13 protein-coding genes are annotated in these 19,745 nt (G+C 64.7%); 3 read left to right on the top strand and 10 right to left on the bottom strand.

All coding sequences use genetic code 11. The features are described from left to right. Positions 1-103 precede the first annotated feature (103 nt). Positions 104-4,318, bottom strand: a complete 4,215-nt coding sequence (rpoC, locus tag JW929_00375) for a DNA-directed RNA polymerase subunit beta' (GenBank protein ID MBN1437838.1) — start codon at positions 4,316-4,318, stop codon at positions 104-106. A gap of 570 nt (positions 4,319-4,888) precedes the next feature. Between rpoC and JW929_00370 the strand changes: the two genes are divergently transcribed. The 3 genes from JW929_00370 to JW929_00360 all read left to right on the top strand — a co-directional run bounded on the left by JW929_00370 (position 4,889) and on the right by JW929_00360 (position 9,160). Next, a complete protein-coding gene (locus JW929_00370) occupies positions 4,889-6,199 on the top strand; it encodes an MFS transporter (GenBank protein ID MBN1437837.1) in 1,311 nt (436 codons plus the stop codon). Between the two features lie 76 nt (positions 6,200-6,275). Next, on the top strand, positions 6,276-7,241 hold the full coding sequence (locus tag JW929_00365; GenBank protein ID MBN1437836.1) for a DUF4349 domain-containing protein: 966 nt from the start codon (positions 6,276-6,278) through the stop codon (positions 7,239-7,241). Positions 7,242-7,537: 296 nt separating this feature from the next. After that, on the top strand, positions 7,538-9,160 hold the full coding sequence (locus JW929_00360) for a glycosyltransferase family 39 protein (GenBank protein MBN1437835.1): 1,623 nt from the start codon (positions 7,538-7,540) through the stop codon (positions 9,158-9,160). A 184-nt stretch (positions 9,161-9,344) separates the two neighbouring features. Here the strand turns inward: JW929_00360 and JW929_00355 are convergent, their stop codons facing one another. The 9 genes from JW929_00355 to lgt form a co-directional block, all read right to left on the bottom strand. Then, positions 9,345-9,971 (bottom strand): hypothetical protein, encoded by a 627-nt coding sequence (locus tag JW929_00355; GenBank protein ID MBN1437834.1) that lies wholly within the window; start codon positions 9,969-9,971, stop codon positions 9,345-9,347. 234 nt (positions 9,972-10,205) lie between these two features. Then, positions 10,206-11,936 carry a putative DNA binding domain-containing protein gene (locus tag JW929_00350; protein ID MBN1437833.1) on the bottom strand — a complete coding sequence of 577 codons (1,731 nt, stop codon included), beginning with the start codon at positions 11,934-11,936 and terminating at the stop codon, positions 10,206-10,208. Positions 11,937-11,942: 6 nt separating this feature from the next. Further along, positions 11,943-12,368 carry a response regulator gene (locus JW929_00345; GenBank protein MBN1437832.1) on the bottom strand — a complete coding sequence of 142 codons (426 nt, stop codon included), beginning with the start codon at positions 12,366-12,368 and terminating at the stop codon, positions 11,943-11,945. Between the two features lie 60 nt (positions 12,369-12,428). Beyond that, the gene (lon, locus tag JW929_00340; protein MBN1437831.1) at positions 12,429-15,056 is read right to left on the bottom strand and encodes an endopeptidase La; all 2,628 of its coding nucleotides are present in this window, start codon (positions 15,054-15,056) and stop codon (positions 12,429-12,431) included. A 31-nt stretch (positions 15,057-15,087) separates the two neighbouring features. After that, positions 15,088-15,516 (bottom strand): Hsp20/alpha crystallin family protein, encoded by a 429-nt coding sequence (locus JW929_00335; protein MBN1437830.1) that lies wholly within the window; start codon positions 15,514-15,516, stop codon positions 15,088-15,090. A gap of 102 nt (positions 15,517-15,618) precedes the next feature. Continuing rightward, on the bottom strand, positions 15,619-16,371 hold the full coding sequence (locus JW929_00330; protein MBN1437829.1) for a ribonuclease Z: 753 nt from the start codon (positions 16,369-16,371) through the stop codon (positions 15,619-15,621). Continuing rightward, the gene (locus tag JW929_00325; protein ID MBN1437828.1) at positions 16,365-17,813 is read right to left on the bottom strand and encodes a stage II sporulation protein M; all 1,449 of its coding nucleotides are present in this window, start codon (positions 17,811-17,813) and stop codon (positions 16,365-16,367) included. Before JW929_00325 ends, JW929_00330 begins: the two co-directional genes overlap by 7 nt. Beyond that, a complete protein-coding gene (locus JW929_00320; protein MBN1437827.1) occupies positions 17,810-18,754 on the bottom strand; it encodes an ABC transporter ATP-binding protein in 945 nt (314 codons plus the stop codon). Before JW929_00320 ends, JW929_00325 begins: the two co-directional genes overlap by 4 nt. 138 nt (positions 18,755-18,892) lie before the next feature. Continuing rightward, positions 18,893-19,744 (bottom strand): prolipoprotein diacylglyceryl transferase, encoded by an 852-nt coding sequence (lgt, locus tag JW929_00315; GenBank protein MBN1437826.1) that lies wholly within the window; start codon positions 19,742-19,744, stop codon positions 18,893-18,895. Position 19,745: the final 1 nt, after the last annotated feature.

Below are 19,745 nucleotides of genomic sequence, written 5' to 3'. Positions count from 1 at the left end.
CGCACCACAAGCGTGGTGAACAAGAGCGCCATGCCGTGTTGCCCCGTCGTCATCACCTCGATTCGTTTTTAGAATCGGAAGCCGGAGCCGCTTCCGGTCTCCGTCATTCGGCCGCCGGGTCGGGCGTGGCCGCCTCTTCCACCGGCTCCTCTTCCACCCGATACCCCGTTCCGGCGGGGATCAGTTTGCCGATGATCACGTTTTCCTTCAATCCGAGCAGGGGATCGTGCCGCCCTTCGATCGCTGCACCCGCCAGGACCTTGATCGTGTGCTGGAAGGAGGACGCGGAGAGGAAAGAATCGGTCGAGAGGGACGCCTTGGTCACCCCCAGCAAAACCGGCGCCGCCGTGGCCGGCTGTTTCCCCTCGGTCAGCAGCTTTTCGTTGATGTCTTGGAGCCGGAACCGCTCCACCAATTCGCCCGGCAGAAATTCCGTATCCCCGGGGCGGACCACCTGGACCTTGGCCAGCATCTTGCGCAGGACCACTTCGAAGTGCTTGTCGTTGATGTTCTGCCCCTGGGCGCGGTAGACCTTCTGAATTTCGGTCAGCAAATAGAGCTGGCAGGCTTCGCGGCCCTGGATGCGCAGGATGCGGTGCGGATTGAGCGAGCCTTCGGTGAGGTTCTGCCCGGCTTCCACCCGCGAGCCTTCGGCGACGATCAACCGCGCGCCGCTGGGGATCTCGTATTCGGCTTCCTCGCGGTGTTCGTAGGTGACCACCGCTTTGTGCTCGCGAACGCGCAGTTTCCCGGCGTGCTCGGCGACGATTTCCGCCTCGCCGCGGGTGGCCAGAACCGCGCCGGCTTCGACGGTGGTGTTGTCTTCGGCCTTCAGGGACCAGTTGCCCGGCACCTGGTACTCGTCGCGCAGAATTTCGCTGGAGACGATTTTCACCGTCCGGTGGCCGGTCTCGGACCGGTGGACCTCGACGATCCCGCCGATCTCGGTGACGATCGCCTCGCCCTTCGGCTTCTTGCGGGCTTCGAACAATTCCTCCACGCGCGGAAGGCCGGAGGTGATGTCGCCGCCCGCCGCCACGCCGCCGGTGTGGAAGGTTCGCAGGGTGAGCTGGGTGCCCGGCTCGCCGATCGATTGGGCGGCGACGATGCCCACCGCCACGCCCATATCCACCAGCTGTCCGCGCCCGAGATCCAGCCCGTAGCACATCTGGCACAGGCCGTGCCTAAGGGTGCAGGTGAGCGGGGAGCGGACGACCACCTCTTCCAGGCCGGACGCGGTGATCTGCTTGGCCTGCTCTTGGGAGATGATTTCGTTCCGCCCGGCGATCAGCTCGCCCGAGTTCGGGTCCACCACCTTCTGGGCGGTGATCCGCCCGAACAGGCGCGAATCAAAGGTCTGGCCGGCGACGTCGTCCTTGCGGCGGATGTGGATGCCCTCCTCCGTGCCGCAATCGGCGTCCATGATGATCAGATCCTGGGCCACGTCCACCAGCCGGCGGGTGAGGTAGCCGGCGTCGGCGGTGCGCAGGGCGGTATCGGCCAAACCCTTGCGGGCGCCGTGAGTGGAGATGAAGTATTCGAGCGCGGTCAAGCCGTCGCGGAAATTCGAGCGGATGGGCAATGGAATGATGCGCCCCGCCGGATCCGCCATCAGGCCGCGCATGCCGGCCAACTGGGAGATCGGGCCGAATCCGCCCTTGGTCGCCCCGGAGAGCGCCATGGTGCTCAGGTTGCCGGTCGGATTCATGTGGCGGCGGACCGCGTCGGTGACGTCGATCAGCGCCTTCTGCCACAGGTCAATGATGCGCTCGTTCTGCTCCTGCTCGGTGAGCAGTCCGCGGCGGAAATCCTTCTCCAGCTGGGCCTGTTCCTCGAGGGTATGGTCGATGATGGCCGGCTTTTCCGGCGGCACGGTGATGTCGGAGACGGCGATCGTGGTGCCGGAGCGGGTCGCGAAATGGAACCCGATCTCCTTGATCCGGTCCACCACCTCGATGGTGGCCTCCGAACCAAGGACCTGATAGCACTGGGCCACTAATTTCTGGAGGGAGCTTTTATCGAGATTCTGGTTCACGAAACGCATGTTTTCGGGCAGGATCAGGTTGAACAGCACCCGGCCGGCCGTGGTCTGGGTCAGGCGCTTCTGGGCCCGCGCATAGCGCTCGCCCTTTTCGCTGAACCAGGTGGCAGCGAGCAGGGTGATCGGGGCGTGCAGGCTCAGTTTGCCCAGCCGGTAGGCGAGCTCCACCTCTTCCATGCTCCCGAAGTGCGGCCGCTTTTCCGCGGCCTGCAATTCCAGTCGCGGATCAGTCAGGGTCAGGTAATACACCCCGAGCACCATGTCCTTGGTCGGGCCGACGATCGGTTCGCCGTCCGCCGGTTTCAAGAGGTTCTTGGTGGAGAGCATCAGCGACCGCGCTTCCAGGACGGCCTTTTCCGAGAGCGGGACATGCACCGCCATCTGGTCGCCGTCGAAGTCGGCGTTGAACGCGGCGCACACCAGCGGATGGATGTGGATCGCTTTGCCTTCCACCAGCACCGGTTCGAAAGCCTGGATGCCCAGGCGGTGAAGGGTCGGGGCGCGGTTGAGAAGCACGGGGCGGTCGCGGATCACCTCCTCGAGCACCTCCCACACCTCCGGGCGTTCGCGCTCGATGAACCGGCGCGCGCCCTTGACGTTGTTGGCGTAGCCGTAGGCCACCAGCTTGGCGATAACGAACGGCCGGTAGAGCTCGAGCGCCATGACCTTCGGCAATCCGCACTGGTAGAGCTTAAGCTTGGGGCCGACGACGATCACCGAGCGGCCGGAATAATCCACGCGCTTTCCCAACAGGTTGCGGCGGAAGCGGCCCTTCTTGCCCTTGAGCATGTCGGAGAGCGACTTCAACTCGCGGCGGCCGCGGCGCGAAAGCGCCTTGCCGCGCTGCGAGTTGTCGATCAGGCTGTCCACCGCCTCCTGGAGCATGCGCTTTTCGTTGCGCACGATCACATCCGGCGCGCCCAACTCGATCAGCCGTTTTAGGCGGTTGTTGCGGTTGATCACCCGTCGGTAAAGGTCGTTGAGGTCCGAGGTGGCGAACCGTCCGCCGTCTAGCTGGACCATCGGTCGCAGTTCGGGCGGAATGACCGGCAGGACCGTCAGGATCATCCACTCCGGCCGGTTGTGCGAGCGGCGGAACGCCTCCACCACCTTCAGCCGCTTGGAGGCTTTCTTCTTGCGCTGCTTGCTCTTGGTGGTGCGCACGTCCTTCCATAGCGTCTCGGATTCCTTGTCCAGGTCCAGGTTGCGCAGGATCTCGTAGAACGCCTCGGCGCCCATCTCGGCCTTGAACACCTGGCCCCAGCGGGTCTTGAGTTCGCGGTAGCGGCTCTCGCCGATGAACGAAAGCTTCTTGATCTCCAGCAGTTCGTCGCGCTGTTGGAGGAGAGATTGCCGGGCTTCCTGGGTCTGGTCCTCCATCTGGCCGCGCAACTGGCTCAGCGCCTCCTCGGCCTCGGCCTTGGCCTTCTCCTTGTCCATTTTGATCTTGTCGACGGCCTTGTCACGCTTTTCCTTCAGCTCGCTTTCGATCTCCTCCAGCCGGCCCTTGACCGCCTTCTGCAGTACGGCGATGTGCTTGGCGGCGATCGTCTCGCCCTTGTCGGCGATCGTCGTCTTGGTGGGCGCGAACTCGATCGGCACGCGGATGGTCGAGCCCTGCTTTTCCTTGAGCGACGCTTCCAGCCGCTGGCCTTCTTTGATCAGCGGATCGAGCCGCTCGCTGACGTCCTCGTCGAATTTTTCCTTGGCGTTTTTGATCTTTTCGTCAAGGTCGCCGAGGCGCTTATCCAACTGGACCTTCACCTGCTTGATCTTCTGGTTGATCTCGTTGCCCTGCTTGTCTTCCGCCTTGGCCAGCTCCTCATCGAGCCGCTTGAGAGCCTTTTGGCGCGCGTCTTCATCCACGTGGGTGATGACGTACTGGGCGAAATAGAGGACCCGATCCAGGTTGCGGCGGCTGATGTCGAGCAGCAGTCCGAGGTAGGAGGGCACGCGGCGCGTGTACCATACGTGGGCCACCGGGGCGGCCAGCTCGATGTGTCCCATCCGCTCGCGGCGGACAGAGGAACGGGTGACTTCCACGCCGCATTTGTCGCACACCACCCCGCGGTGCCGCACATTCTTGTATTTGCCGCAATAGCACTGCCAATCGCGGGTCGGACCGAAGATGGCTTCGCAGAACAGGCCGTCCTTCTCGGGCCGCAGGCGCCGGTAGTTGATCGTCTCCGGCCGCGTCACCTCGCCGTAGGACCAACTGCGAATCGTATCGGGGGAGGCAAGAGTCACCTTAAGCGACGTGATACCTTTGGCTTCCACTATTCACTCTCCGGGTAGAAATCCGAGGCTTGGACCCGGAACACCCCCTGCCGGGTTAACGCAGGCAAAACAAGCGCATGGGGCACCGCCCACGCGCTCATGGTTGGAGGTTTATCTTGGTGGGGAAATTATATCCATCCGCCTGGAATTGGTCAAGGATAGGCCAAAACCCATCCAAAATATCCATTTTCAAAGGGTTTTCTTCCATTTCGGGATCGTACAGCCCGAGTCGGGCTTAAGACCGACTCGGCCTTAAGGCCGGCTAGGCGAAAGAAAAATGCCCCCGGTGGATTTCTTGACCCAGTCTGAGTGCCGAAAAAAGCCGCATACAATTTCATCGCCTGGATCTCCTCGCGGAGCGGGGGCGACCGGAGAAGCGAAGCCCGTTCCGGCAAACCCACCGGGCCGGGGACGCTTCGCTTCCCCAACCTCGCCGCGGTCTATCCAACCCTCGCAAGGCGCGGGCCGGGGCGGAGCCCGCGGAAAACTTGCCGCGCCTAATCCACACCCTGCTATACTCATACCGTGCCCGCCAACGCCCATCCCAATCCCATCGGAAAAGGTGACGCCGTGAAAAGAAACCTCAATCCCCGCTGGTTCATCGTCCTGGTGATGTTCCTCTTCATGCTCCTCCACCAAACCGACATGCTGATGATCAACTCCCTGCTCTCGCCCATCATGGACACCTTCGGGATCACCGAGAAGGAGATCGGCTTCGTGATGAGCGGATCGCTCCTGGTCGCGGCGGTGCTCTACCCGCTGTGGGGATTCCTCTACGACCGCTTCAGCCGCGCCAAACTGCTCGGGATCGCCTCCTTCGTCTGGGGATCGACCACCTGGTTGAGCGGAATTGCCCCGACCTACCCATCGTTCATGGCCGCGCGGGCCGCCTCCGGCATCGACAACTCCTCCTACCCCGGCCTCTACAGCCTGATCGCCGATTACTTCGTTCCCACCATGCGTTCGAAGATCTACGGCATCCTGCAGCTGGCCCAACCGCTCGGATACCTGCTGGGGATGATCCTGGCCCTCGTCCTGGGCGGGCTCGTCGGCTGGCGCAACCTGTTCTTCGCCACCGGCGCCTTGGGCATCCTCCTCGCCTTCGTGATCTTCTTCGGGGTGCGCGAGGCGCCCCGCGGGAAAAGCGAGCCGGAGATGGAAGGGCTGGAAAACGTCGGCGTGTTTCATTTCGAAAAAAAGCTCGCCCTCGGCCTGTTCCGCAAGCGCGGTTTGCTGCTGCTCTTTGCCCAGGGCTTCGTGGGCGTCTTCCCCTGGAACGTGATCACCACCTGGTTCCTCTACTACCTTGAGACCGAGCGCAACTACACCGAAACCGAACGCCTGATCACCATGGCGCCGGCGGTCCTGATCCTCGCCGGCGGGTATTTCCTCGGCGGATTGCTCGGCGATTCGCTGTTCAAGCGCACGCCCCGCGGCCGGGTGATCATCTGCCTGATCGGCGTGCTGACCGGCACGGTGTTCCTCTGGCTGACAATGCTGGTCCCGGCCGAAGACAAGCTGCTTTTCTTCGTTTTGCTGTGCCTGACCGCCCTGGTGATCCCCTTCTCCTCCCCCAACGTCGTTTCGACCGTCTACGATGTGACCGTGCCGGAGGTTCGCAGCACTGCCCTCGCGGTCCAATATTTGATCGAAAACGCCGGCGCGGCGACCGCCCCGGCGCTGGCCGGGATCATCGCCTCCGCCTACTCCATGCACACGTCCATCTTGCTCATTTGCACTTCGGCTTGGGCGCTGTGCACGGTCCTTCTGGTGGGGACGGTCTGCGTGATCCCCAAGGACATCCGGGATCTGCGGCAGGTGATGCGCGAACGCGCGCAGTCCCTGGGCGCGCCCCCCGCTCCAGGCGGCTCGGCCGCCTGACCCCTCCCGCGGCGGGAACTTCGCCGCGGCGCACGGCGTCTTCCTGGATATCCACATCTGCATCCAGGAGGCAACCATGTCCGCGCACCGTGTTCTTCCCGCCGTTTTCATCCTTCTTCTCCCCGCGCTGCTTGCCGGTTGCGCCGCCGATAAATCCGCGCGGAACGCTCTCTCCCCGGGTTTGCAGGCCTTCTCCGATTCCGGCGATGCGGCCGTCCAACCGGGCGAGGTCGGGGAAAAAGCCGCCGACGAGGCCGGACTCCCCCGCCTGCCGGCGAGCGCGGCCCCCGCGGCGGATTTGAGCGGCGCTCCGGCGGGCGGGGCCGGAGGGTCTCCGCTGATCATCAAGCAGGCCCAAGTCCGCCTGGAAGTGGCGGACACCGACCAAGCCATCGACCGCTTCACCCAGATCGTCTCCGACACCCGCGGTTACATCATCAGCAACCGGATCTGGTATCAGCCCGCCGGCGGGGAGAATTTCAAATACGCCACCTACACCATCGGCGTGCCGGTCGACATGTTCGAGACGGCCCTGCGGCGGATCCGCTCGCTCGGCGTTCGGGTTCTCGATGAGACCGCCGGCGGCCAGGACGTGAGCGAGGAATACGTCGACCTCGAATCCCGCCTGCACAATCTCGAGGCCACCCGCGACCGCATCCGCGGCTTCCTGGATCAAGCCCAGACGGTTGAGGAATCGCTGCGGATCAACAACGAACTGGCCGCGATCGAAGAACAGATCGAACAGGTGCAGGGCCGGATGCGCTACCTCGCCGGACGGGCGGCCTATTCGACGATCACCGTGCAATTCGATCCCTCCCTCCCCGCCGCCCCGACCCCGACCCCGACGCCCGAGCCCGTTCCCTACGTCTGGGATCCCGGCGCGACCTTCCAGCGCGCAAGCGGCATGGCGGTGAAGGCCGGCCAGTTCCTGGTGGACGCGTTCATCTACCTGGCGGTATGGCTGCCCTTCGCGGTTCCGGCGCTGATCGTCTGGATGGCGTACAAGATCGCCACCCGCAAGCGGAAGGTCATCCAATCCTAACCGCGGATATCTCCCCGCCTCCGCCCTCCCGTCGCTCCGCTCCGGGACGGGTCCGGGCACCTTCTCCCAGCCCATCACTCCCAGCCGACAGACTCGGAGTATCGCAATCCTCCGTCCACTGAGGTGAGGCTGGGAGAATGAATCCCGTCACTGTCCCGCGTGGAGCGCGGGACAGTGACGGGAGGAAGGGATGCGGGGCCAGGAAAAGCGGTTGCATCCGTACAATCGTTTTTCTATTCCGTGCACTCCACGGATCCCCGGATGTTATAATTTCTCGCGGCAGAAAAAAGCAACCCATGATCCAAACCATACTGGATGTTCTGTTTCGCGCCAGGGCCGCCATCCGCGTCCTGCTCCTCGGCCTGACCGCGCTGGCGCTGGCGGCGGTCTGCGGATATTTGGCCGTCTACCTGTGCCTCGCCGCGGCGCGGATGGGCTATCCGTACGAATTGGAATGGATCGAAGGCGGGTTCGCCGGACAGGTGAGCCGGATCCTCGCCGAGCAGACCGTCTACGGCCCGCCGTCGATCGAATTCACCCCCTTCATCTACACCCCGCTCTACTTCTACCTTTCCGCATCCGCGGCCCGCATTTTCGGGGACAGCCTTTTTTCCCTGCGCCTGGTATCCGTCCTCTCCTCGCTGGCCGCGATGGCCGGAACGTTTGCGCTCGTCTTCCGGCGCAACCGCAACCTCGTCGCCGCCGCGCTGGCCGCCGGGCTCTTGGCCGCCTCTTACCGCATCACCGGCGCCTGGCTTGACGTGGGCAGGGTGGATTCGCTGTCCATCGCGCTGTTGGTGCTGTTCTGCTGGGCGCTTCCACAATCCGCAAACCGGTTCCGGTGGGTTGCGGCGGGCGGCATCGCGGCCTTGATGGTGCTCGCCAAGCAATCAATGACAGTCGCCGTCCTGCCGTTTTTCCTCGTCCACATGGCGCAATACCGCCGCCGATCCGCTTGGATGCTGGCGGGCTTTCTGGCGCCGCTGGTCGTGGTCACCGGCATCCTCCATGCCGCCAGCGACGGTTGGTATTCCTTTTACACCGTCGAAATCCTCGGGGCGCAGGCGGATTGGCTCGGCGGCGAGGTGGCCCTCGGCTTTTGGACGACCAACATCCTGCGGCACTACTTCGTTTCGCTCAGCATCGGCGCGGCCGGGCTGGTCCTCATCCTCCGCGAGCGCCGGAAGGAATTCTGGCAATGGCTGGCGCTGCTGGCCGGCGCGCTGTTGAGCTCCTTCCTGGCGCGGATCAAAGCCGGCGGGTTCGACAACGTCCTCCTGCCCTCGGTGGCCGTGATCGGCATCTTGCTCGGAATCGGCTGGGACCGAATCGCGGCCGCGTTGTGGAAGCGGCCGGAGTTCCTGCGCGACGCCGCCAGCATTCTGCTGACCGCCGCCGCCCTGTATCAGCTCTACCACCTCCGCTATTCCCCGGCGGATCAGCTTCCCACGCAGCAAAACCTCCAAAGCGGAGCGGCGTTCGTCGAGTACCTGGCCGAATTCCCCGGCGAGGTGTACGTTCCCTACCATACCGGGTACGCCGTCCTGGCCGGCAAGCCGGCGCTCGCCCATCAAGCCGCGCTGTGGGACGTCCTGCGCGGCGATGCGCCCAACCGCGGCAAGAAAATCCTTCTGGACGAGATCACCGCAGCCGTCCTCTCGCAACGGTTCGACGTGGTCATCCTGGACGGGGCCGGAGAGTGGAATTTCCTCGCCGGATTGGAGCAGGTGTATGCGCTCCAACCGGCCTGGCTTCCGCCGGACCTTTCCCCCACGCCCCTGACCGGCTGGCAGGTCAGCCCGCAATCGATTTTCCTTCCAAGGGACGGCGCAACAAGCGGCCAACTTCTCTCCGGATTTATCGCGTTGGATCCGAATTCCGGAAAGGACTGGCGCTCCCTCTTTCCATACCTGGCATAAGCAAGAAAAAATGATCGTCATGCCCGCATGCATTTGGCGGGCATCCAGAAATCCATCGGCGGATATCTTCAAGCATCAGCCCAGCCCCCACCCTTCCTAAACACTCTGGGGTTTCGAATGTTGATTGCCCCCTCCCCGTTGATGAAAAAAGACCGGGACGGTCCTTGAAACCGCCCCGGTAAAATTATTGAACGACCGTTTGGCATTCGCCGTATTCGTCAATCACCTCGATATGGATGCTTTGGATGCCGCTTCCCGTATCAAAGGCCGTGCCGAAGATCCGCACCGGAACAGGCTTGCTGTTCGGCGGCCTGAGTTCCATAGGATCGGCGAATACCTCCATCGTCGGCGGTTCGACGTCCGCAACGATTTCGACCTCGATCTGTTGTGTCGCTCCGACATTGTCGGCCAAATCCATTGCGCGGAAGAAGACGGTATGCGGGCCGGATTGGTCAAGCATGATGGGATCGGTATATGCCTGCCAGTTGTTTTCCGCATCCAAGCTGAACTCGATGTATTTCAATCCAGAGCCCGGATTGCCATCGGTGAGCGGCGGGTTCTCGACAGTCACCTCCACCAGCGCACCGGGAGCGTATTGGCTTTCGGATACCTGTTCCCCCGTAACGGCGGCCGAGCTAATCGGCGATTCAAGATCCACCCAAATTTCAAGCAGATCGCTTTCATTTATGTTGCCGGCTTTGTCGATGGGCCGAAATTGCAGCGCATGATATCCAGAGGAGTTGAGCAGGATGTCATCGGTGAATAAAATCCATTCCTCCGAACCGTTTTGGCGGTACTCGATCCGGTCCACGCCCGATCCCGGAGAACCGTCGGTCAATTCGGATCCGCCATACTACTTAAATGGACTTGGATGGGTCTGGTGCGGGGATGTTCCCGCCAGGATAACGCGGGGACGACGTGGCATAAAACGCGCAGTCTGTAAGAGCGGGAAAACAACAACCGATCACGCAAGGATAAGTTGATCTTCTATAGTCTATGGTCCATGGTCCTTGGTCCTTGGTCCAAGGTCCATCGTCCGATTTTTCTACTCTTCTTCCGCGCCCACCAGCCGCTTCCACTCGCCGTGGATCCCGTCCTCGCTGACGCCGAAATAATAGCGGATGCCCTTCGGGGTGCGCTGGACCAGGTCGTAGCTCTCATCCCCCCGCCGCGTGCGCTTCTTGAGCAGTGCCAGGTCGCCCTGCCAGCCGAAGGTTTCCGGGGCCGGGAGCTTGGCGTGCTCTTCCAGTGCGTAATGCCACAGCCGCCGCGAGGAGGCCAGGGTGACGTTCTTCACCATGCTGCCGTTGCGCAGGTCTCGCACGGTGTAGTAGCGCACGCCGTCGCGCTCCTCGAACGAGACCACCTCCACCCCGGTCCGCGGGGCGGCGATTTCCTGCTCGCTTGCGGGAACCGCGGCCGGTTCGGCCGATGTCGGCGCGGCGGGGGCCTCGGCCGGCGGCGGCGCCTGCGCCCGCGCTTTGCGCCCCACCAGCGTGACGATCTCGTCCCGCACCGCCAGGCCGGTTTCATCTTCGTTGCGGACGTAGATCTTGCTGCCCTCCACGGCGTAGGGCGGATCCTCCCCGCGCGGAACCATGACCCGGATGATGTGCTTTCCGCGCGATTCCTGGACGTCGACCGTCACCGGCAGGGCCGGCGTGATCCTGCGCCCGATCTCGCGCTCGAGCATCGCCGTCGCTCTGGCCGCGTCGGGGACCCCCGCCGGAGGCGCCTTCGGATCCGCCCGCGCGCCAACGAACAGAGTCCCGCCATTGGTGTTGGCGAAGGCGCACACGTTGGCGATCACCTCGTAGAGTTTGCCGCCTTTTTCCGCCATGCTCTCGTGGAAGTCCTGGACGATGGTCGGGCCTTCCTCGCGCGCGTTCTGGATGAAATCGAAGGCCTCCGTCTCCTCTTCTTTGGAAGCCCGGTGGGCCCGGGTGCGCGAAAAATCGTTGCCCAGGAACAGGTCGCGCAGGGCGGAGAAAGAAAGCTCCGGCAGCAGCACGTCGGTGGTCCGGTCCCCCACCCCCAGGTTTTTACGGTTGGCGGGGTCCGTCCTCAGGCGGTGGGCGTCGGATCCCTGGATGCAGTGCATCCGCCGCGGGTATTCCGGCTTGGCGCCGTTGAAGAAGGCGGCGGTCGAGCGCCGGCCGCGCTGTTCCATGTCGGTCACCTCCAGGGCGTGCAGGTGCGGATCCTGGGTGTAGGCGATTTTGGTCTGGCCGCCGAAATCGAATCCGCGCATCGCCACGCCGTTGGTGCTGTTGGCGTGGGCGGCGATCGCCAGTCCGCCGGCTTCATCGATCTTGCGGTAGGCGGTCAGCACGTCGGCCGAGGCGCCCACCGTCACGGATCCGAGGTCGATCCGGTCGGAGGGGATGTTCAGGTCGAGCAGGATGTGCTCGATCTCGCGCACGTTCTTTTCCGGCGGGAACACGCCGAGGATGTGGAACCCGAACGTGGCGGTGAACTCGAACCCCGGAAAGACGACCAGCTTCCCCAGCAAGCGGCGGAATTCCTCCAGCCGCGCCCGCTCCTCGGCCGTCAGCCGCCCGCCCTTTTCGAGCGTTTCCAGGAAGACGATCTCCTCGCGCATCCGGCGGTAGCCGGCGACGGTGTTGTGGTCGGTGACGGCGATCGCCGAAAGGCCGCGCGCCTCGGCGCGGCGGAGGATGTCGAGCATGTCCACCCCCGGCTCCTGGTAATCCGACGAGGCGGGGGTGTGCAAATGCAGGTCAACGGTGTACCACTGGCGGTTTTTTCGGCTCATGGCTCTCTAGAGGAATCTCTGAAAGGATGCGGAGGAGGGCGGTTTCGGGCTCTCCTCCCGGTGAATCCGGTCGGCCGGCGCGGCAAGCACCGCCGCGAGCAGGCGTAGAAGATTTTCCGGCATGTACGGCTTGACGATGAAGGCGTTGGCGCCGGCCTGCAGGCACTCCTCGGTCAGGTTGATCCCGGAGGTCATCACCACCCGTACATCGTTCAGGTTCGGATTTTGCCGGATCTCGCGCAGAATTTCCACCCCGTCCTTGCCGCCGAGATGCACGTCCAGCAGGACGAGGTCGGGGTTTTCTTCTTCGACCTGCGCCGCGGCGGGGCGTTTGGCGTCGTACGACCGCACCGCGTATCCCTCGATCTCCAGCAGGGTTTGCAGGAGCATGGTCATATCGCGGTCGTCTTCCAACAACAATATTTTCGGCATTCCGTTCCTCCAAATCCGCCCGAATGCTGTCCGCCTGCTCCCGGTCGGAAGGGGAAGCCTTCAGCGCTTCCCGCCGCTCGCCCGCCGGGCGCCGTTTTTCCGCCCCTTCCCCGGAATCCGCCTTTTGGCCGCGGAACCGGCCCGCCTTCCGTTTCCGGATTCGGGCGAGAGGGCCTGGCGGAGGACTTCGTCGACCGTATCTACGAAGACGAACATCATCTCCTTGCGGACGTCGTCCGGGATGCCCTTAAGGTCCTTTTCGTTCCGGCGCGGAAGGATGACCGTCTTCAGCCGGGCGCGGTGGGCGGCCAGCACCTTCTCCTTCACCCCGCCGATCGGCAGCACCTTCCCGCGCAGGGTGATCTCGCCGGTCATGCCGATATCCGAACGCACGGGCCGGCCCGCCATCAGCGACACCAGCGCGGTGGCGATGGTGATCCCGGCCGACGGCCCGTCTTTGGGCTGGGCGCCGCCGGGGATGTGCAGGTGGATGTCGTGGGTGTCGAAGAAATCGGCCGGCAGGTTCAGGGATTTCGACTTGGAGCGCACGTAGGAAAGCGCGGCGTGGGCGGATTCCTGCATCACCTGCCCCAGCGAGCCGGTCAGCTGGAATCCGCGCTTGCCCGGCATCTGAGTCGCCTCGATGAAGAGCAGGTCCCCGCCGACGGGGGTCCAGGCCAGAGCCGTCGCCACCCCGGGAATCGAGGTCCGTTCCTGGACCTCCTCGGCGTTGAAGAACCGGCTCGGGCCGAGGTACTCCGCCACCTTTTCGGCGGTGATCTTTTCGCGCATCGCCTTGCCCTCGGCCACGGCGGTGGCCACCTTGCGGCAGATGGAGCCGATCTCGCGCTCGAGGCTGCGCACCCCCGCTTCGTGGGTGTAGTGGCGGATCAGGGTCCGCAGGCCGTCCTCCCCGAATTCCACCTCCCCTTCGCGGACGCTGTTCTCGCGCAGCTGGCGCGGGATGAGGTAGTGCTTGGCGATTTCGATTTTCTCGCGCTCGGTGTAGGAAAGGATCGCGATCACTTCCATCCGGTCCAACAGCGGCCCGGGGATGGTTTCGATCTGGTTGGCGGTGGTGATGAACAGCACCTGCGAGAGGTCGAAGGCCACCTCCAGGTAATTGTCGCGGAACTCGCGGTTCTGCTCCGGATCCAGCACCTCGAGCAGCGCCGCCGCCGGATCCCCGCGGAAATCCGAGCTGAGCTTGTCGACCTCGTCGAGCATGAACACCGGATTGCGGCTCTCCACCCGCCGCAGGGCCTGGAGGATCCGCCCCGGCATCGAGCCGATGTAGGTCCGCCGGTGGCCGCGGATCTCGGCCTCGTCGTGTACTCCGCCGAGCGAGATGCGGACGAACTTGCGCTCCATGGCGCGCGCGATCGAACGGCCAAGCGAGGTTTTGCCCACCCCCGGCGGGCCGATGAAGCACATGATCGCCCCTTCGCGCTCGCGGCGGATGGCGTCCCCCGGTCGCAACCCCGAAGGCATCTCCCCCTTCCGTTCCAGCCTCAGCTTGCGCACCGCCAAGTATTCCAGGATCCGCTTCTTTACGTCGTCCAGCGCGTAATGGTCCTCGTCGAGCACCCGCCGCGCGTGGGCTACGTCGAGGTCGTCTTCCGTCACTTTGTTCCACGGCAGTGCGATCAGCCAATCCAGGTAAGTGCGGATGACGCCGTACTCGGCCATGGCCGTCGGCAGTTTCGCCAGCCGCTCGAGCTCGCGCTTGGCCTGTTCGGCCGCTTCCTCGGGCAAGCCGGCGGCCTCGGCCTTGGCGCGCAGTTCCGCGACCTCGGCGGCCTGCTCGTCGGTTTCCCCCAATTCCTTCTGGATCGCCTTCATCTGCTCGCGCAGGAAATATTGGCGCTGGACCTTCTCGATCTCGGAGCGGGCTTCCTCCTGGATCTTCGCCCCGAGCTGGAGCACGTCCAGCTCTTTGGTCAGGAGGCCGACGAGCAGTTTCAGCTTCGCGGCGGCCGAATCCATCTCGAGGATCTTCTGCCCCTGATCCAGGTCCATCCGCTGGTAGTTGGAAATGGTGTAGGCCACCTGAAGCGGATCCTCGAGGCTGACGATGGTGGTCACCAGCTCGCGCGGCACGGAGGGAATCAGCTCGGCGATCTTGGCGAACTGGTCCCGGACGTTGCGCGAAAGGGCTTCCACCTCCAGCCCGGTGTCCACCGTTTCCGGCGCCAGCTCCACGCGGGCCTTCAGGTACGGCTCCTCCGCGACGTACTCGAGGACCCGAATGCGGGACAGCCCCTGGACCACGATTCGGATGGTGCCGTCCGGAGCGCGGAACAGGCGGTGGACGATCGCCGCCGTCCCGATCGGGAACAAATCGTTCGGGCCGGGGGAGGCGAGCTCCGGATCCTTGGAGGTGACCAGGCCGATGATCTTCTCGCCCACGGTGGCGTCGTCCACCAGGCGGATCGACCGCGGCTGACCGACCGTCAGCGGCACGACCGTCTGCGGGTAGACCACGACGCCGCGCAGGGGCAGGATGGGCAGCGAATCGGGAATGTGGAATTCCGCTTCTCCCCCTTCCGGTTTGGGAACCGCCTCGGCTTCGGCCGGTTCCTGGATCTGGGTGGTGATCGACGGCAGTGCGATGTCCGCCGGAAGCGGGGCTTCGGCGATTCCTTCGATCAATTCTTCCGTGGAGTTCGTCCACCGGGAGGCCGGCATGGGCAATGTTCTTTCTTTCGGTCCGGTCCCGTCAGGCGGCGTTGTCCGGCGGGGTTCGGGTTTTACGCAATTCGACGATCAAGAATCCGTCGTGGTAATCCGCCTGGATGAAATCCGGCTCGACCCTCACCGGCAGTTCCACCTCGGTCAGGAATTCCCCGGTATGGATCTCCATCTGGTGGTAGATCCTGCGTTCCGCGGAAGCCTTCCGGCAGCCGGAGATCCGCAGTCCCATCCCCTCCATCGTCACGGAAAAATCCGCTTTCTCCATTCCCGCCACTTCCACCTGGACCCGGATGGCCTGTTCGGTCTCGAAGACGTCCGTCGGAGGGCGCCAGATGTGGGAATGACGGATCCAGACGTAGCGGGTGGTGATGTATTCGTGCTTGTGTAGCGGGCCGGTGTGCAGTTCGCCGGTTTCGCCCCGATGCTCCAGAAGGTCGACCGAGGAAGTAACCATAACCGCCGCCTTTCTTGGGCCGTTGACTGTTTATTGTATCACGCGTGTTTCCGGGGATTTTGCCCGCGGCGCGCCGAAGACGCCCCGCCGGGCGGCCGCCCGTCACCAATCGATCTCCATTTTGTCCGCGGCCAGGGCGGTTTCGCCGTCGAAGATCCGGTTCGCCTCGGCCAGCAGGGCCCCGCCGTCCGCGCGCGGATCGGTGTGGATCAAAAGCAATTTACCGGCGCGGGCGTCGCGGGCCGCCGCCGCGGCTTGCGCCGCGCTGCTGTGGCCCGTCCCTTCCCCCGTCGCCTCGTGGATCAGCAGGTCGGCACCCCGCGCCAGCTCCACCAGAGCGGCGCAGGGTTCGGTGTCGGCGGAGTAGACGAAACTGCTCCGCGCGCGGATGAGCTCCACCCGCACGGCCAGCGTGGGAACGACGTGGCGGACCGGCGCCGCGAAAACCCGGAAATCGCCGTTCTCGAGAACGGCCGCCCGCCGGCCGCGCGGCACGCTGTGGTAGCGGAGGGGGAACCGCTCCGGCATCCTCCCCCATCCGAACATCGCCGTCAGTCGGCGCAGCTTGCGGACGGTCTGCGCGCCGGCGTGGATCCTCAGCGGCGCGCGCCTTCCCCGCAAGACGGATTCCATCAGGAAGGCCGGCAGTCCGGCGGCGTGGTCCGGATGGAAATGGGTGATGAAGACGTCATCGATCCGGCCGGCGTCCGCGCCCAGGTCCTCCAGCCTGCCGCAGGGGGATGCGCCGCAATCGATCAGCAGGCCGTGCTCCGCGCCCAGGCAGGCCAATTGGGTCGGCCTCCGGTTCTCGGCCGTCACCGCGCTGGAGGATCCAAGGACCAACAGCCTCACCATCCCATCACTCCGGCGGCCGCCAGCGGCGTCACCCACGTTTCGAGGACGGCGGCCAGAAGCTGCAACGGCAGAACCGCCCCGAGCAGCACGCAGAGCCAATCCGCCAGCGCCTGCAGCCAGATCTGCCCCAGCGACCGGCCTTCGGGTTTGGCGAGCAGGCAGTTGCCGAGGCGCAGGATGGCGGCCCCGGCGATCCACATCGCCGGAATCTCCACGATCCCGTGCGGCAGGACGAACCCCAGGAAGAACATCCAGGGTGAAGCGCCGGCGCCCGCCATGGCCGCCGTGGCGTAGGCGATGATCCCGATCGGCAGCATCAGCACCACCAGACCCATGATCCCGAGCGAGATCATCCCCAACATCGAGGCCAGGAAGATCGCCTGCAGGTTGTGGGTGAAGATCATCCAGGTTCCGCCCGCGGTAAAGAAGCCGATCGATTCCAAGGCCTCGAGGAATTCCCCCCGGCGGGCCTGCAGATTGACCGCTTCGGCCGGGATGGGGAACCGCTCCGAAAGAACGATCCCGAGGACGGCGCCGAGGGCCAGCGCCGCCGCCGTCCACGGAAAGGCCGGCAGCGTGCGGCGCAGCGCGGGCAGGACGGCCAGGCGGTGCCAGGCCAGGGGATGGCGCGCGCCCCCGCTGAAGGCCCGCCAGAAGTAGGCGCCCATCCGGTCGAAGCGCAACTCCTCGACTTCGCGCGAGAGCAATTCCTCGCGCCGGAACTGGCGCAGGCCGATGCGGATGAAGATCACCGCCAGCAGGACCACCCCGGCGATCACCCACCACAGCGCCCCGTACATGCGGTAGAACATCACCATGCTTTCGCCCTGCATCAGCAGCGCGAAGGGGACGATCACGAACGACGCCAGCAGGTTCGCGGCGCGGACCGAGTTGGTCTGGGCCGAGATGACCACCGCGGCCGAAACCATGCACACGGCGTGGGCCGCGGTGAGGATGACGATTTGGAATAGCAGCTCGAGCGGCGGAAACCAGCCGGCCAGGAAGTACATCCCCGCCAGGTAGGCCGTGATCCCCAATCCCGCGGCCGCCAGCGGGGTGAGGACCGAGGCCGAGACCTTGCCGAGGAACAGTTCGAGATCTGTCAACGGAGTCGCCAACAGCGGCTCCAGGCTGAAGCGCTCCTTCTCCCCCACGAAGCTCTCCAGGGCGATCACCAGGCCGACCGAGGTCGGGAAGAAACCGACGATCATTAAAAGGAAGGGGAAGACCGCCTCGGCCACCACCTGCCCGCCGTATTGGTTGACGTAATTGATCACCGCCCGGGCGGCGAAATTCATCAGGACCGGGAAGAAGAGGGTCAGGATGGCCATCGGGATGACCACCCGCCAATCGCGGAGCTGGTCGCGCACCTCCCGTTTGACCAGCGCCCCTAGGCGCGCCGCCCGGAAGCGCAGGGAGACCGCCGCTGCCGGCGCGTTCATCGGGCCTCCCCGGCCGGCTCCGGCCGCTCGTCCTCGGCCACCGCCTGCAGGTAGACCGATTCGAGCGACGGGGTGATCTCGCGCAGCTCCATCACCATCGCACCCCGCTCCGCCGCCCGGCGGAGAATCTCCGGATTGGACCGGCGCGGATCCGCCGCGCGGAACCGGATCCGACCGGGTTCGCGGCTCACCACCCCCGCCAGCCCCTCGAAGGCGGGCTCCAGGTCGTCGTTTGCCTCCGCCAGGCGCAGCTCGAACACGGCCGGACCCAGCATCCGGGCCCGCAGTTCGCCGGCCGTCCCTTCGGCGATCAGGCGCCCGCGGCGGATGATGGCGATCCGATCCGCAAGCTCCTCCGCTTCCGAAAGATTGTGGGTGCACACCAGGATGGCGCACCCGTCTGCGCGCATCGACCGCAAAAGATCGCGGACCACGCGCGCGGATTCCGGATCCAGCGCTGAAGTGGGTTCGTCGAGCAGGAGGATCCGCGGGGAATGCAGGAGGGCCCGCACCAGCGCCAGCCGTTGGCGCATCCCCTTGGAAAACTCGGCCAGCCAGGCGTCCGAATCCACGTCCAGGCGCAGGTCCCTCAGCAAGCGGCCGGCGCGCTCCTTCCGTTCGCGGGGTGAAAGGCCGTAGAGCGCGCCGAAAAAATCCAGGTATTCCCCGCAGCGCATCCGGTTGTAGAGGCCGTGCTGTTCGGTCAGCACGCCCACCGCCGCCCGGACGGACTCGGTTTGGGCGAGGACGTCGAATCCGCCGACGCGGGCGCCTCCCGAATCCGGCCGGAGGATCCCCGCCAGCATCCGGGTGGTGGTGGTTTTTCCCGCGCCGTTGGGCCCGAGCAGGGCGAGAATTTCCCCCCGCCCGATCCTCAGCCTCAGGCGGTCCACCGCGGTTATCCGTTCGTAGCGTTTGGTCAACCCGTCGGCTTCGATCATGATCCTCTTCGCCCCCTACCCCCGTCCCCTCCCCCCACTTCCGGCATATGCCGGGAGAGGGGGGAGGGGACGGGGGATAGGGGTGAGGCGGAAAAAGAAAACGGAGAGACTCGCCTTCCGTCTCTCCGTCGCCACGCGCTAGATCGTGGTGGGCTCCTTCGCCGTGCGGCGGGCCCGGATCCAATCCCCGAGTCCGTGCCGCCAAATCAGGATGGCGACCGCCCCCACCGCCGTCACCGCCATCGTGATCTGGTTGACGTTGAGGCTGGTTCCCGCCAGCGGGGAATAATCCAGCCGGACGTATTCCAAGAAGAAGCGGATCAGCCCGTAGTTGAGCAGGTAGACCAGGATCAGGTCGCCGTCCTTCAGCTTGGCGGAATACTTCTGGCCCAAGAGGATCAGGATGGCGAAGTTGACGATGTTCAAGAGCATCTCGTACAGGAACAGGGGATGGTAGCGGTCCTCGTTCGCGTACTCGGTAATGCGGTATTCCGGCGGGATGTAGACCGACCATGGGAGATCGGTCGGCCTCCCGTAGACTTCGTGGTTGATCCAGTTTCCCAGCCGGCCGAAGGCGTGGCCGATGGCAACTCCCGGAACGGCGATGTCGCCCCACACCAGGAACGAAAGGTTGTTGCGGCGGACGTAAATGATCATGGCGATCGCACCGCCGATGACACCCCCCGGAAAGCCGAGGCCGCCCTTGGTCAGGTTGAGGGCGTCGAAGGGATGGGTCAGGTAGTAGACGGTGTCCATGCCCATGTCGACCATGCTCTGCTGCGGGGTGAGGATGTGCCAGATCCGCGCGCCGACCACCGCGCCCACCACGACCCACAGGAACATGTCCCAGACGATTTCCGGATCGTATCCCTTGCGGCGGGCGAGCACCTCGCCCACCCAGGCGATCAGCAGCGCCGCCGACATGAGGATGATTCCGTAATAGCGGACGTACACGACCCCGAAGCGAATGCCCAACTCGTCAAAACTCATG

Source organism: Anaerolineales bacterium (genome assembly GCA_016928575.1).
Taxonomy (GTDB): Bacteria; Chloroflexota; Anaerolineae; order Anaerolineales; family RBG-16-64-43; genus JAFGKK01.
The sequence above is the reverse complement of the archived record's forward strand: the minus strand, read 5'-3'. Positions and strand labels throughout refer to the sequence as shown.